This window comes from Pseudomonas sp. WS 5010, assembly GCF_012985565.1.
Lineage (GTDB): Bacteria > Pseudomonadota > Gammaproteobacteria > Pseudomonadales > Pseudomonadaceae > Aquipseudomonas.
Window position 1 is genome coordinate 226151 of record NZ_JAAQWQ010000002.1, and the last position, 14987, is coordinate 241137.

11 protein-coding genes are annotated in these 14987 nt (G+C 64.6%); 5 read left to right on the forward strand and 6 right to left on the reverse strand.

Annotated features, from left to right (window positions below; genetic code table 11):
- The first annotated feature begins 100 nt into the window (after nt 1-100).
- From HBO11_RS05920 to HBO11_RS05940, 5 genes are read left to right on the forward strand one after another with little or no spacing between them, the layout of a single operon-like run.
- Nucleotides 101-1288 carry an LLM class flavin-dependent oxidoreductase gene (locus HBO11_RS05920; protein WP_169953139.1) on the forward strand — a complete coding sequence of 396 codons (1188 nt, stop codon included), beginning with the start codon at nt 101-103 and terminating at the stop codon, nt 1286-1288.
- Between the two features lie 2 nt (nt 1289-1290).
- Nucleotides 1291-2847, forward strand: coding sequence for an ABC transporter substrate-binding protein (locus tag HBO11_RS05925; RefSeq protein WP_169953141.1), 1557 nt, complete (start codon nt 1291-1293; stop codon nt 2845-2847).
- Complete coding sequence (locus HBO11_RS05930; RefSeq protein WP_169953143.1) at nt 2840-3910, forward strand: ABC transporter permease; 1071 nt, start codon at nt 2840-2842, stop codon at nt 3908-3910. Before HBO11_RS05925 ends, HBO11_RS05930 begins: the two co-directional genes overlap by 8 nt.
- Nucleotides 3907-4743, forward strand: coding sequence for an ABC transporter permease (locus HBO11_RS05935; RefSeq protein WP_169953145.1), 837 nt, complete (start codon nt 3907-3909; stop codon nt 4741-4743). The genes HBO11_RS05930 and HBO11_RS05935 overlap by 4 nt, the downstream gene beginning before the upstream one ends.
- A complete protein-coding gene (locus tag HBO11_RS05940; RefSeq protein ID WP_169953148.1) occupies nt 4740-6518 on the forward strand; it encodes an ABC transporter ATP-binding protein in 1779 nt (592 codons plus the stop codon). The genes HBO11_RS05935 and HBO11_RS05940 overlap by 4 nt, the downstream gene beginning before the upstream one ends.
- 97 nt (nt 6519-6615) lie before the next feature.
- Here HBO11_RS05940 and HBO11_RS05945 read toward each other — a convergent pair whose 3' ends face one another.
- The 6 genes from HBO11_RS05945 to HBO11_RS05970 form a co-directional block, all read right to left on the reverse strand.
- A complete protein-coding gene (locus tag HBO11_RS05945; protein WP_169953150.1) occupies nt 6616-7074 on the reverse strand; it encodes a transposase in 459 nt (152 codons plus the stop codon).
- A gap of 118 nt (nt 7075-7192) precedes the next feature.
- Nucleotides 7193-8281 (reverse strand): LLM class flavin-dependent oxidoreductase, encoded by a 1089-nt coding sequence (locus HBO11_RS05950; protein ID WP_169953152.1) that lies wholly within the window; start codon nt 8279-8281, stop codon nt 7193-7195.
- Nucleotides 8282-8293: 12 nt separating this feature from the next.
- Nucleotides 8294-10855, reverse strand: coding sequence for a TonB-dependent receptor plug domain-containing protein (locus tag HBO11_RS05955; protein ID WP_169953154.1), 2562 nt, complete (start codon nt 10853-10855; stop codon nt 8294-8296).
- 129 nt (nt 10856-10984) lie between these two features.
- Complete coding sequence (locus HBO11_RS05960) at nt 10985-12541, reverse strand: ABC transporter substrate-binding protein (RefSeq protein ID WP_169953156.1); 1557 nt, start codon at nt 12539-12541, stop codon at nt 10985-10987.
- A gap of 4 nt (nt 12542-12545) precedes the next feature.
- Nucleotides 12546-13748 carry an LLM class flavin-dependent oxidoreductase gene (locus HBO11_RS05965; RefSeq protein ID WP_169953158.1) on the reverse strand — a complete coding sequence of 401 codons (1203 nt, stop codon included), beginning with the start codon at nt 13746-13748 and terminating at the stop codon, nt 12546-12548.
- A 13-nt stretch (nt 13749-13761) separates the two neighbouring features.
- A complete protein-coding gene (locus HBO11_RS05970; protein WP_169953160.1) occupies nt 13762-14985 on the reverse strand; it encodes an alpha/beta fold hydrolase in 1224 nt (407 codons plus the stop codon).
- Between the last annotated feature and the right edge of the window lie 2 nt (nt 14986-14987).

Sequence of the window (14987 nt, forward strand, 5' to 3'; positions counted from 1 at the left end):
TCGCATCACCTTTGTAGGAGCTGGCTTGCCAGCGATGAAGCCGGTATGCCGAACGCCGATTGCCTGGCGTTTTATAGAATGTTTTCAAGGACACTTTGCCATGGCTGTAAAAATCCTCTGGTACCTCACCACCCCCGATGGGCCATACCCTTGGGAGCCCGAAGGCCGCTGGAAAACCGACTTCGAACACCTCAAGCAGCTGGCCATCGCCAGTGACCGCCTGGGCTTCTACGGTTCGCTGCTCGGCTCCAGCCCCAACGAAAGCCTGGTGGTCGCCGCCTCGCTGATCGACGCGACCCAGCGCCTGCGTTTTCTGGTGGCGCAACACCCCGGCGAGCTGTCGCCGGCGGTCCTGGCCAAGTGGGCGTTGACCTTCGATCAGTTCTCCAACGGCCGCCTGCTGTTCAACGTGGTCAACGGCAACGACGCCGGCCTGGCCACCCTCGGCGTGCATTACCCCCACGACGAACGCTATGCCTTCAGCCTCGAATACTGGCGGGCGTTCCAGGGTTTCTACGCCGGCGATACCAGCGGTTTCGACGGCCAGTACGTCAAGCTCGCCCCCCGTGCCCCCGGCGCCGCCAATCATCCTTTGGGTGGCTGGCATCCGCCGCGCCAGAAACCCGGGATCCCCTTGTGGGGCGCCGGTACTTCCGGGCCCGGCGTGGCCCATTCGGTGCAGTTGCTCGACGTCTACCTGAGTTTTGCCAATACCCCGCCCAAGCTGGGCGACAAGTTTCGCAAGGTGGCCGCCGAAGCCGCAAAAATCGGCCGCGAACTGACCTTTGGCACGCGCCTGCAAATCATCGTGCGCGAGACCGAAGAAGAGGCGTGGGCCCACGCCGAGAAACTGCTGCAACGCACCTCGCTGCAAACCGCACGCAACGCCATCGAACGCCAGTTGCCGGCCGGCGTCAGCTTCGATGAGTTCCACAGCGACGATCCACAGACCCAGCGCAACCTCGAGACCATTCGTGCGGGCCGCCTGCCCACCGCCCGCGACCTGGAGATCTACCCCAATGTATGGCTCGGCCCAAGCCTGTTTGGCTTCAATATCCTCGGCCCTGCGGCGGGCACTTACCTGGTGGGCAGCGCCGAGCAGGTTGCCGAGCGTATCCGCGAGTACGAGGCCCAGGGTACCTCGGCCTTTATCCTTTCCGGTTTCCCGCTGATCGACGAAGCGCACCGCGTGGCGGACCTGTTGTTCCCGCTGCTGGAGCTGGACCACGGCTTTGACGTGCCGCGTCTGGGCGTCACCCACAAGCTCGTGCAGCTGGATGAGGCCTGAGTATGGGTGATGGATTTTCCCGCCGAGCCTTCCTCGGCAGCAGCCTGGCGCTGGGCGGCGGTTTGCTGCTCGGTGGCTGCGACGCAGGCCCGGCCAGCCAGGGCGCGGTGCTGCTGTCGAGCAAGCCGGTGAGTGGCGGACGCCTGCGTATCGGCATTATCGACGGCGACCAGTCCGGCAACCTCGATGCCCACAAGCCGGTGGGTGGCGGGATCATCCGGGGCTGGGCGCTGTACAGCAAGTTCTGGGAGTGGAACACCGACGTCAGCACCCGCCTGGCCCTGGCCGAATTCGCCGAGCCCAATGCCGATGCCAGCGCCTGGACCATCCGCATCAAGCCGGGCCTGGAGTTTCATCACGGCAAGACCATTGGCGCCGATGACATGCTGTTCTCGCTGCTGCGCCTGACCGATCCCAAGCTGGCGTCACCGTTTGCCGGGCTGGTGGGGGCGATTGACCGCAATGCCTTGCGCAAGCTCGATGAGCGCACCATCGAAATCCGCTTCAAGCAGGGGCAAAGCTTTTTCCCCCTGGATGAAACCCTGATCAGCTTTGGCGGCATTGTCCCCACCGACTACGACCCGGTGACCAACCCGGTCGGCGCCGGGCCCTACAAGCTCAAGCGTTTTGTTCCTGGCCAGCGCTCGCTCTACAGCCGCTTTGAAAACTACTACAAGCCCGGCCAGCCATACGCCGACGAGCTGGAAATCATTGAATTCAAGGATCAGGTGTCGCGCGTCGCAGCCCTGCGCGCCGGGCAAATTGACGTGGCCAGTGGGGTGCAGGCTGAACACAGCGCCTTGCTCAAGGCCGATGCGCGGTTGAGCCTGTGTGTCTCGCCAAGTACCTCGTTTACCGGTTTGAACCTCAACCTGGCCAAGCCACCGTTTGACGATGTGCGGGTGCGCCAGGCCTTCCGCTTGTTGGCCGATCGCCAGGAACTGGTGGACCGTGGCCTCAACGGCTTTGGGCGAATCGCCAACGACCTGTATTCGCCCCACGACCCGACCTACAACCACACGCTGGCCCAGCGCCCGTATGACCTGGAGCAAGCGCGTTCACTGCTGCGCCAGGCCGGGCAAAGCGATCTGCGCGTGGAACTGACCAGCACCCCGGGCCCCGGCGTCAATGCGGCACTGGTGTTCGCCCAGCAGGCAAAAAAGGCCGGGGTCGAGGTGCGCGTGACCCAGGTTGACGGCGCGGTATTCAACGGCCCGCAGCGGGAACAATGGCAAGTGTCGCCCGGCTCGACCCCGGCCCGGGGTTTCCTGGCGTCGGCGTTGCACAACGACGCGCCCCTGGCGATCTACAACCGCAGCAACTTCCATGACCCCCGTTTCGCCGACCTGTACCGTCAGGCCCTGGCCCAACCCGACCTGGCGCTGCGCAAAGGCCTGGTGCACGAGGCCCAGCAGATCCAGCACGAGCGCGGTGGCCTGCTGATCTGGGGCTTCAACGATGTGCTGGATGCCGCCTCGGTACGGGTTGGCGGGCTGGGCCCGGAACAGACTACCTTTGCCTCCTGGCGCTTTGATGAGTTGTGGTTGAACCATGTCTGAGTCGTCCTGCGTTACCCCACACCGCGCCCCACGTACACCGGCCTGGCTGTCCTGGTTTATCGGGCGCCTGGGCTACGGCCTGCTTACCGCCTGGGTCATCAGCCTGGTGGTGTTTATCGCCACCCAGGCACTGCCATCCGACCCGGCGCGGGTGATCCTCGGCCCGGATGCGCCGCTGGAAAGTATCCTTACCCTGCAACGCCAACTGGGCCTGGACCAGCCGATCCTCTGGCAATACGTGCGCTGGCTGGGCGCCGCCTTGAGCGGTGAACTGGGGGTGTCGCTGGACTCCAACGCGCCGGTGGCCAGCATCCTCTGGGGGCGGTTTGGCTACACCCTGGCGTTGCTTGCCGGGGTGATCGCGCTGGTGGTGCCGGTAGCCCTGGTGCTTGGCGTGTCCCTGGCTTTGCGCCGGGACAGCACCCTGGACCGCTGGAGCCTGTCGCTGTTGATTTTCCTCAAGGCCACGCCGGGGTTTCTCCTGGCCATCGGCCTGGTGCTGCTGTTTTCCATGCCCCATATGGGCTGGCTGCCGGCCGTGTCGATCCTCGATCCGGACCTGTCGCTATGGCGCCAACTTAAGTTCCTGATCCTGCCGGTGTTGGCCCTGAGCCTGTCGGCGCTGCCTTATCTGACGCGCATGGTGCGCGCGGCGCTGATTGACGCGCTGGAATCCGACTACGTGATCGCCGCGCGCCTGCGCGGCATTCCCAGGTGGCGCATTGTCTGGTGCCACACCTTGCCCAATGCCCTGGTGCCGGCGATCCAGGGTGTGGCCCTGACCCTGCGCACGCTGATCGGCGGCGCGGTGCTGGCCGAGGTGATCTTCAGCTACCCCGGCATCGGCACTGCCCTCAATGCGGCGATCCAGATGCGCGACCTGCCGATGATCCAGGCCATTGTGCTGGTGATCACCCTGGCGGTGGTGCTGATCAATCTGCTGGCCGACCTATTGACGGTGCTGCTGACCCCCAAACTGCGCACGGCCCGCCGTGTGACCATGATCCAGCGCAACCGCCGGGGCATTACCCCGTGGTGGCGGCGCTCCCGAGGTGATGCATGACGACCCCTGGCACTTGGCGCTGGCTGGCTGAACCCCAGGCCCGCAAAGGTTTGGTGATTACCCTGCTGGTGGTGGCCGTGGCCCTGGTCGGCCCCCTGTTGGCACCGCACGGCCCGACGGACATGGTCGGCCCGGTGTACGGTGCGCCGGCCGGTGGGGCCTGGCTGGGCTACGACTTTCTTGGTCACGATGTGCTGTCGCGCTTGCTCAGTGGCGGCCTGTCGGTGTTGTGGATGTCAGTGGCCGCGGCGGTCATCGCCCTGGCCATCGGTACCACCCTGGGCTTGCTCGCGGGCCTGTCGCGGCGGCGCCTGGATCAGTTGATTACCTGGTCGGCAGACGTCTGCCTGGCGTTTCCCGACCTGATCCTGGTGCTGTTGATCGTGTCGATGCTCGGGCGTGCGCCCTGGCTGATTGTGCTCACGGTGTCGATCGCGTTCATCCCTGGGGTGATCCGCCTGGCGCGGGCCAGCGCGGTGGCCGTGGCGGGGCAGGAGTTTGTCGAGGCGGCGCAGATGATGGGCTATTCCCGACGGCGCATTCTGTTCCAGGAGATCCTGCCGAACATCCTCACGCCGTTGTTGGTGCATTTGGGCAACATGCTGACCTGGGGTGTAGGCATGCTCTCGGGCCTAAGCTTCCTCGGCTATGGCGTGGCCCCGCCGACGGCGGACTGGGGCCTGATGATCAACGAAAACCAGGCCGGGTTGCTGGTCCAGCCCTGGGCCGTGCTCGCGCCGGCGCTGCTGATCGGCGTATTTGCCTACGGCACCAATATCCTCGCCGAAGGCATCGGCCGCAGCAGTGCGCGGATGGGAGAAAAACAGCCATGAACGCCATTACCGAAATCGACACCCGGGTGTTGCAGGTCCAGGACTTGCGGGTGGAACTGCCGGGCCAGGTGGATGTGGTGTCCGGGGTGTCCTTCACCCTGCAGGCCGGTGAAATTCTGGGCCTGGTGGGGGAGTCCGGCTCGGGCAAGACCACCCTGGCCACGGCCTTGCTGGCCCATGCCCGGCGCGGCGCACGCATCGTTGGCGGGCAGGTGCAGGTGGCCGGCCAGGCCTTGTTGGAGCTGCACGGCGAAGCCTTGCGCCAGGCCCGTGGCAGCCTGATCGGCTACGTTGCCCAGGACCCTGCCACCGCGCTGAACCCGGCGTTGCGCATTGGCACGTTGTTGGCCGAAACCCTGGCCGCCCATCAACGCCCTCTCGATCGCGCCACACAACAGCAGCGCATTGCCCAGACCCTGGTCGACGTGGGCTTGCCCGGCGACCATGAGTTCCTGCGGCGCTTTCCCCATCAATTGTCCGGTGGTCAGCAACAGCGGGTGATGCTGGCGCTGGCCTTCGTCCTGCGCCCGCGCCTGATTGTGCTGGATGAGCCGACCACGGCCCTGGACGTCAGCACCCAGGCGCACATCCTCGCCACGTTGCGCCGGCTGTGCAAAAGCCAGGGCGTGGCGGCGGTGTATGTGTCCCATGACCTGGCGGTGATCAAGGATCTGGTGGACCGGGTGATGGTCATGTATGCCGGGCGTATCGTCGAATCCGCCAGCCGCGCCGCACTGTTCAGCCTGCCGTCCCATCCGTATACCCGAGGCTTGTTGGCGGCGATCCCCGATGTGGCCGGGCGCCGCGAATTACAGGCCATCGCCGGCCACGCCCCAGCGCCTGGGCAACGCCCCCAGGGCTGTGGTTTCGGCCCGCGCTGCGCGCGTTTTGGCCCACGTTGCGCGCTGGCCGAGCCTGCGTTGCAGGCGTTTGCGCAGGGCCACACGGTGGCCTGTTTCGACCCCCATGACCAACCGCCGCAGGTCATTGTCCTGACACCGATTGCCGACAGTCATGGGCAAACCGCTGCGCCGTTGCTGGAGGTATCCGGCCTGAACGTCGCCTATGACCGCCAGGTGTTGTTCGAGGTGTCGTTGCAACTGCGCCCGGGCGAATGCCTGGCGCTGGTGGGTGAGTCGGGCTCCGGCAAGACCAGCCTGGCCCGGGCCGTCGCCGGTCTTGGCGAGAACGCCGAGGGCGAGCTGCATTATGCCGGGCGCCCCTTGCCCCTCCAGGCGAGGCAACGGGACGCGGGGCTGCGCCACCAGATCCAATACATCTTCCAGAACCCGTACCGCGCCTTGAATCCCCGGCAAACCGTGTACCAGACCCTCAGCGCACCGCTGCAGCACTTTTTCGCGATCAACGGCCAAGCTGCCCGCGAACGAGTGCATGGCGTACTCAAGCGTGTCTCGCTGGCAGCCTCGGTGGCCGACCTGTATCCCCACAGCCTGTCGGGCGGCGAACGCCAGCGCGTGGCCATTGCCCGGGCCCTGCTGTGTGAGCCGACCCTGCTGATCTGCGATGAAATCACCTCGGCGCTGGATGTCTCGGTACAAGCCTCGATCCTCGACCTGCTGCGCCAACTACAGCGTGACGGCTTGACGTTGCTGTTCGTGACCCACGACCTGGGCGTGGTACGGGCGATTGCCGACCGGGTGCTGGTGCTGAAAGCGGGGCGGGTAGTGGAGCAGGGCGCGGTGGACCAGGTGCTGGACCAGCCCCAGGCGGCGTATACCCGCACGTTGCTTGAGCATTCGCCGACATTGGGCTGATGGGCACCGCTGCGCGGTGATCGCCGGCAAGCCGGCTCCTACAATGGAAATGCATACTCCTGTAGGAGCCGGCTTGCCGGCGATCGCGTCGGTACATTCAAATCCATATCGCGTCCCACAACGGATAATCATGCACCCGCGTTACCAACCCGGCCCTCAACGGGTTGGCGACGATGTAGCGGGCGACTGTCGCAAGGTCCTCCTCACGGCGAATCGCTCGATCATGGAAACCCTTCTGCCAGAACCGACCTGACCGGCCCATACGCGCGTTCACCGCGCGAGCGCTGCGGGATTTGGTGGCAAGCATCAGCGCAGGGAGAGTGCTTTGCTTGAGTTCGATCAGCCAATGAAAATGATCAGGCATCACCACCCAGGCCAGGGAGTCGGCGAGGCCTTCGATCTGTGCGTGGCGAAATTCATGCACAACCAATCGGCCAACACACCAGTCGGCAAAGACCGGTGCGCGATGTTGAGTGACGGCGGTAAGTAGGTAGATCTGACCAGATTGAGAATAGCGGCCATTGCGCAGATTTTTAGCGTGAGGAAGTGTGGACAATCCTTTGTCCTCCTGTTGGAAATACAGAAGGGAAAGGCTAGTGCGGGGAATGCAAGAGTGAGGTGTGGCATTGACGCAGGATGTGTCCGTGAGGGCGCAATCGCCGGCAAGCCGGCTCCTACAATGCATATGCGGCTTGCCGCCGCCGTACCTCTTCACGCACCGCCGGAATGATCCAGCGTCCGTAATCCACTGTGTCGTACAACGGGTCGTATCCCCGGTTGAGAAAGGTCGTCACTCCCAGGTCCACATAGTCGAGCAACGCCTGGGCCACGGTTTCCGGGGTGCCGACCAGGGCGGTGGTGTCGCCGTAGGCACCGACAGCGGTGGCGGTGGGCATCCATAGGGCGCGGTCGTGGCGGTCGCCCTGGGCGGCGGCGGCCAGCAGGCGTTCGGAGCCGGTGCCCTTGATCCGTTTCTGCCACGGGCTGCCTGCGGCAAACTGCGGGTTGGCCTTGATCTGCGCGAGGATCTGCTCGGCCCGTTGCCATGCCAGTTCCTCGGTCGCGCCCAGGATCAGGCGCACCGACAAACTCACCCGTGGCGCCTGCACCCCCGCCGCGCTGGCGGCGGCCTTGAGCTTGCCGATCTGTTCGGCGACGCCGCTCAACGGTTCGCCCCACAGCGCGTAGAGGTCCGCATGCTTGACCGCAATCTGATAGGCAATGTCCGACGAGCCGCCAAACGAGATTGGGATATGGGGCTGCTGCAAGGGCTTGACCGGCGAGAACGCGCCCTTGATGTTGAAGTACTCGCCCTCGAAGTCGAACGGCTCTTCGGCGGTCCAGGTGCGCCGCACAATCTCCAAGTACTCATCGGTGCGTTTGTAGCGCGCGGTCTTGTCCAGCAGGAAGTCACCTTCCTGGGGTTCGGCGGTGATCCCGGTAATCGCGTGCAGGCGGATTCGCCCGCCACCGGTGGTGTGATCCAGGGTGGCGAATGAGCGGGCGGCGACCGTCGGCGGGGTCAGGCCCGGCCGGTGGGCGATCATGAAACCCAGGCGCTCGGTGTGGGCCGCCGCATACGCGGCGATCTGCAAGCTGTCGGCGCTGCCGGGGCCGCTGGCGATCAGCACGCGGTCAAAGCCCGCATGCTCATGGGCGCGCGCATGGTGGCGGATAAAATCGAGGTCAAAGTCGGGGCTGCGAACGCCACGGGTCTCGGACCACTGGCGAGGGAAAATCATGCCGACAAATTCAATGGACATGGGGTGCTCCGGTCAGAACTGATAGTCGACCTGGGCCAGCAGCGTGCGGCCAGGCATGGGTTGCAAAAAGGTATTGGTGGAACCGGCCAGGCCGCTGACGAAGTTCAGCTCGTTGGTCAGGTTCAGCACGCGCAAGGTGGTGCTCCACTGCGGCTGGCGGTAGTACACGGCAAGGTCGAGGTTGTATTCGTTGGGGATCTTCACGGTCTTGCTCAGGTTCAAGTACCAACTGCTGGTCCACCAGCCGGACAGTTCGGCACCCAAGCCCGAGTCGAAGCGATAATCCACATAGCCACTGGCGGTGTATTCGGGGATCTGCACCGCATCAAAGCGCCCGGACGCGCGCTGGTTGAGGCTGTTGTTATCGCCAAACACGGTGCCGTTGTCGGGGATGAACCCGGCGGAGGCAAAGCCGGCCTGGGAGGTGAATTCGTTGTAGGCATTGAGCTTGGACAGGTTCAGGCCGCTGCGCAGATGCTCGTCGGGCTGGTAGCGCACGGTGGCCTCGACGCCTTTGATGATCAGCCTGGCAATGTTGTTATTGCTGTCGGGCGCCTGGTCCCGGGCCTGCTTGAAGGCGGCCAGGGTCATGAACAGCTCGTTGGGCACGGCCTCGACCTTGACCCCCACTTCGTGCAACACGCTCAGGCTCTGGAACGCCAGCGGGTTGAGCTGGTTGGCGCCAGTGCCGCTGCCCCAGCCCAGGCCGTTGGAAAAGAACCCGGTGTTGACGGCCAGCGAACGGTCGAAGGTGTAGTAGAGCGTGGTGTTGTCCGTGGGCTTGACGTAGGGGCTGACCTGGAAGGCAAACAGGCGGTAGTTGTCGCTGTCCTGACGCCGATTGCCACCGGCCAGCACGAACGGGTTCTCGATCTCGGCTTCGATCCAGCTGCGGCTGGCGCCGATATTCAAGCCCAGGTAATCGCCATATTTGAGGTTGTGCTGGCTGAACAGGGTTTTGGTGACCCAGGTGCTTTCGGCGGTGTAGGGCGCTACCGACTCGGCGTACAACCCATGCCCGGCCGGGAACATCGCCGGCAGGCTCAACCAGCCGTAGTAGTTGGAGTATTGCGCGACGCCCGGTTGGCCGATCCACGCCCCATTGCCGCCGCCCGGGTTGGCACCGGTCAGGCCCAGCAGGTCGCCGGGGTTCTTGCCGGACGGGTTTTGGGTCAGGTCATAGGCGTTGATGGTCGAGCCGAAGCTGTTGTTGGCGGCAATCGACTGGTTGGACTCACGGCGGTAAATCAGCCCGCTGTTGCTGTCATCGCGCAGGGTCCAGGGGCCGAGGCGGGTTTCATTGCGTGAGCGAAACTCAAAGCGGTTGTCGAAGATATTGTCTTTGGACTGCACCTGGAACGCGCCCACCGCGTCGGTGGTGTCCCGGGAGCGCTGGTAGAACGTGCTGTTGGCGACGGTGATGGTCGGCGACAGGTCGGCCTCGATGCGCAGTTGCGTGGTAAAGCGCCGGGAGCTGCTTTCGTCCTCCTTGCGTTGCCCGGTTTGCGACGATAACGAGCGTTCGCCATTGCCTGCCAACGTGGGGTCATATACCCAGCCGCGCAGGCTGCCGGGGTTGGCCTGGGTGTTGGGCGAGGCATTCTGGAAGCTGCCATCGACCACGGCGTATTGGCCCTGGGCATTGCGCTGGCGCTGCACCCAGCCCAGGGTCGGGGCATCGGCGGCCCCCGAGGCCAGGACCGGCGACCACAGGGTGTTGCCGTTCTGGATAATCGGCGTGGCGCGGCCGGCGTAATACTTGCCGTGGTCCACAAGGTCCTGGGTTGCGCGGTTCCAGCCGTGGGTGATGTTGTAGTCGTAGTAATCGTCGTAGCTGGCGTTCCAGTCCACCCGCACATTTTCATTGCGCCAGGCCAGGGCACCGTAGAACGCGTCGAAATTGTTGTCGACGTTGTCGTAGAAATCCTCCTGGCGCTGCTTGGTGATACTCAGGCGATAGGCCAGGTTGTCGCTGAGCGGGCCGGTGTTATCGACACTGAACTTGCCGCTGCTGCGTGAGGTGCCATCGGGTATCCACGAGCCCACTTCGCCGCTGAGCCTGGTCTTGAACTGGTTGAAGTCGGGTTTCTTGCTCAGGTAGTTGACGTAGCCGCCACTGCCGGACACCGAGCCATAGGTCACCGACGAAGGCCCGGCAACGATATCGGCGCCTTCATAGGCGTTGAAATTGGCCGGATGGCGCACGCCATAAGCGCGTTGGCCATCCTGGAACACTTCCGAGCCCTGGGCGCGGAACTGCGGGGCAATCCCGGCGTTCTGCCCACCGCCGCGGGTGATGCCGGGGGCATATTTGACCAGGTCGTCGGCGCTGCGGATCGAGTCGTTGGCCAACTGCTCGGCATTGATCTGCACAACTGAGCGTGGCGTGTCGAGCACCTTGGTTTCGGTGCCGCCATAGACCGAGGTCGGTGGGCGGGTGGGCAGGGCGTCGTCCTCGGACGCGCTGGCACTGGCCTGCACGGTTACGGTTTGCAGTTGGGTATCGGCGGCAAAGGCCTGGATTGGCAGGCCTGCCACCAGCAGCAGGGGTAAACGCAAGGCGATAGCGTGCATGGCAAAAATGCCTCATCAAAAAATAAAAGGATGGCCCCCTGTAGGAGCCGGCTTGCCGGCGATGAGGCCCTTGAGGTTTGCTGTGTTTTCAAGGACGCCATCGCCGGCAAGCCGGCTCCTACAGGGGCGTCAGGCGCTGTCTTTGAGCCAGAGTTTTTCAAAGCGCCAGGTGCTGAACAGCGACTCTTCGGCCTGTGCGCCGCCAACGCGGGTGGACACGCCGTCGAGCAGGTCGGCATAGCCCCAGATCAACATGCCACCGCGCTCGTACTGGATCTGCTGCACCTGATGCACCAGTGCCTTGCGTTTTTCCAGATCGGGCTGGGCCATGGCGGCCAGGAACAGTTCGCTGAACTGCGGGTCGTGGAAGTGGGTTTTATTGGACACCGCAAACGGTGCATCGGTGTGAATCGCACTGGCGAGGAACGGCGCGCCGATGCTGCCGCCGGTGCTCAGCGCCCAGTCGTTTTTCTGCGGGCCCTGGAAGGTCGCCAGGTCCACCTGCTTGACCTTGAGGGTCACGCCAATGCGCTTGGCTTGTTCGGCCAGCACCAGGGCCGAACTCAAACCGGTGCCGGGCGTGGTGATCAGCTCCACTTCAAGGTTCTCCTGGCCCGCTGCCTTGAGCAGTTGCGCTGCCCGTTGCGGGTCGTAGGGGCGCGGGTCGAGGCTGTGGTTGAAGGTCGGGTCGCTGGGCGCATACAGGTCATTGGCCACCCGGCCCTGGCCGTTGAGGGCGCGGCGCACCAGTTCTTCGCGGTCGGCCATCAGGCGCAAGGCTTCGCGCACCCTGGGGTCGTTGAACGGCGGCTTGTCCAGGTTCATATCGAACGACAGCCAATTGCCGCTCACCGATTTGATCACCTGCAGGCGCGGGTCCTTGGCCAGGATCGGCAACTGCTCGGTGGGCAGCACGTTGGCCATGTCGATCTGCCCGGCGCGCAGGGCGGCCAGGCGTGACACCTGATCCTTGAAGTCGATGATTTCCAGCTCGTCGGCGTAGGGCTTGCCGTCCTTGTAGTAGTTCTCGAAACGGGTAAACAGCGAGCGCTGGCCGGGGGTGAAACTCTTGAGTTTGTAGGGCCCGGCACCCACCGGGTTGGTGACGGGGTGGTAATCCACCGGCACGATCCCGCCGAAGTTGACCCAGGTTTCCGCCAGCGGCAGGTAGCTGCGCCCGTCGCGAAAGCTCAGGCGCACGGTACGGTTGTCGAGCTTGACCAGGTTGTCGCGGTCCACCCAGTGCAACAGCGCGGCATAGGGCGAAGCCAGCTGCGGGTCGGTGAGGCGGCGGATCGAGAAGATCAGGTCATCGGCGTCGATGGTCTTGCCATTGTGAAACTCCAGGCCCGGGCGCAGGCGCAGGGTCCACGCGCTGGCGTCGGCATTCGGCTCTGCCAGCTCGGCCAGGGCCAGGCGCGGTTGCATCTGCTCGTCCCATTCCCACAGTTTGCTGTACAGCGCAAAGCCGCGCACGATGCCGCTGCCAATGGGCTTGTGGGCATCGAGGTTGCCGCTCTGGTTGCCGTCGAGGATCCCCAGGCGCAGGCGCCCACCGTAACGCGGCTGGTCATTGGCAATGCCGGCTGCCGGTGTGTCGGCGGGACCGCAACCGGCCAGCAGCAGGCCGCCGCCGACGGTGGCGCTGTAGCCGAGAAAGTCCCGGCGGCTGAGCAGTAAGGTCATGGTGTCAGGCTCCTCCATTGGCCGAGTGCAGCGCGCGCACGGGTTCCGGGGCGCGGCTTAGTTCGGCGCGTTCATTGCGAAAGTGCGGCAGGATGTGCTCGCCCAGGCGATAGGCTTCTTCCAGGTGCGGGTAGCCGGCAAGGAAGAACAGGTCGATGCCAATGGCGTTGTACTCACGGATCCGCGCCACCACGTTCTCGTAGCTGCCCACCAGCGCGCAGCCAGGCGGGATGCCGATGTAGCCGAAGCCAGTCCACACATTGGGATGGATAAAAAAGTCCTCGAAGCCCTGGGTTTCGTTTTTCTCGGCAAAGCCTTGCTCGTAGCTCAACTTGCGCGCGGTGCGCAGGCCCGCGTGGGCGGCCACGGCCTTGACCGCGCCACGGGCGATGCCCTCGTCGAAGAAACGCTTGGCTTCGGTGCGCGCCAGTTCCTCGGTTTCGCGGGTGATGACGTCAATCGATAGGCCAAAGCGGATATCCGTGCGCCCCCACCTCAAGGCGCGCTCGCGCAAGTCTGCGATCAATGCCGCGATTTCATCGGGATGCTCGGCGCGCATCAGGTAGAAATCGGCATGCTTGGCGGCAAACTCGCGGGCGGCGATGGACGAGCCGGCGGTGCAGATCAGCGGCAGCTCGGCCTTCTTCAACGGCCCGCGCAGCCCGCCACCATCGGCCTTGTAGAACTTGCCGTCGTAGTGGAAGGTCTCGTTGTGCCAGTAGCCCTTGACCACATCCATGAACTCGGTGGCGCGCTCATAGCGTTCGTCGTGGTCGCTGAAATCGCCGACCTGGCGCTGGATGGCGTCCGAACCGCCGTTGATGATGTTCCACACCAGGCGGTTGCCGGTGGCGCGCTGGTAGGTGGCAGCCTGTTGCACCGCGACCCACGGGGTGTAGTGGTAGGGCTGGAACGCCGTGACAAACTGCAGGGTGCGGGTTTCCCGGGCCAGCAGCGAGCACACGGTCCACGGTTCTTCGCCGGTGGGCGCGTTGACCATCAGCGCGCCGCCAAAGCCATTGATTTCGGCGGCCTTGGCGATTTGCCCGAGGTAGTCGATATAAGTGAAGTGATCGCCGACGCTGAAGCCGGACACCGCGCCGGTACTGGCGCCGCCCCGATGCCAGTCGCCACGGTTGCGCGGGTCGCCGGGCAAAAACTGGGTCTCGCCGTGCAGTGGCAGGCGGGTGAAAAATTCGATGCTCATGAAAACCTCCGGCTTATTGCACGCTGGGATTGCAGATCGGCGTGATCGGTTGGTCGTTGATGACCTTGTGGGCGAAGGGCACGGAGTCCTTCAGCGAGGCATTGACCGTCGGGCTGTGGCCCAGGCCCTTGTACAGGTGGCCCTCGACGATGGAGCCGGCTTTGCACGCGTCCTGCATCAGTGCCACTTGGGTGGACGCCGCCGGGGTCTTGTCCTCGGCGCCGGTGCCGATAAATACCGGCTGTGCGGTTTTCAGGGTGGGGTACGACACTTGCGCCAGCCACGGAGCGAGCTGCTTGCCCTGGTAGTCCTTCTTCGCGTTGGCCGGGGTCAGGCCGATGCCTTCGACGTCGCTGACCAGAGCCGCGAGGCAACTGGTGCGCGCCTGCTCGAACAGCGGCAGGGCCTTGTCGGTATAGAAGTCCCGGGGGTCGATGCTCGGGTCATATTGCTGGGCCGCGAGCAAGGTATAGAAGCCGTAGGCCAGGGACGCGTCGACCTTGTTGGGGTCCTGTTCACCCACGTTTTTCGCGCCGACGGTGTAGATCACCCCGGTGCCGATGCTGCCCTTGACCCCAAGGTCGGGCGCATAGGTGGCGGCATATGCGGCCGAGGCAAACGCGCCGGCGCCGCCCTGGGACTGGCCGACAATCAGCACCTTGTTCGCCAGCCCAGGCACGCCCGCCACCACGGCCTTGGCCGCATCGAGAATGCCGTAGGCGGCCATGCGATTGTTCAGCAACGGATGTCCGCCGGGGACGCCCAGGCCCTGATAATCGGTGGCGACCACGGCAAACCCTTCATCCAGCCAGCGGCTGAGGTACTGCACGTCACGGTACGAACGGCCCTGCCACGACGGCGCGCATACATCAGCGACCCCGACCGTGCCATGCCCCCAACTGGCCACCGGCCAGCCGCCGGCCGGAGCCTTGCCCTTGGGCAGGAACAGGGTGCCGGAGACCACCACCGGGGTTTTGTTATCGATGCCATCGGTGGAGGTATAGAGAATGCGCTGGGCACTGGCGGCATTGGGCAGGCTCAGGGTTTTTTCCAAGGGTTCGCTGCGCAGCAGTTTGCCGGGGGTGGCCGGGATGACTTTTTCCCAGGTGTAGAACGCCGAGACACGGCCATCGCCTTGCAGTGGGTCGGGCTTGGGCGGGTGCACGTCGGCGGCCAGGGCGCTCATGGACAGTGCCAGGATGCTGAGGCCGAAGGCGAAGGAGCGGGGCAGATTCATCG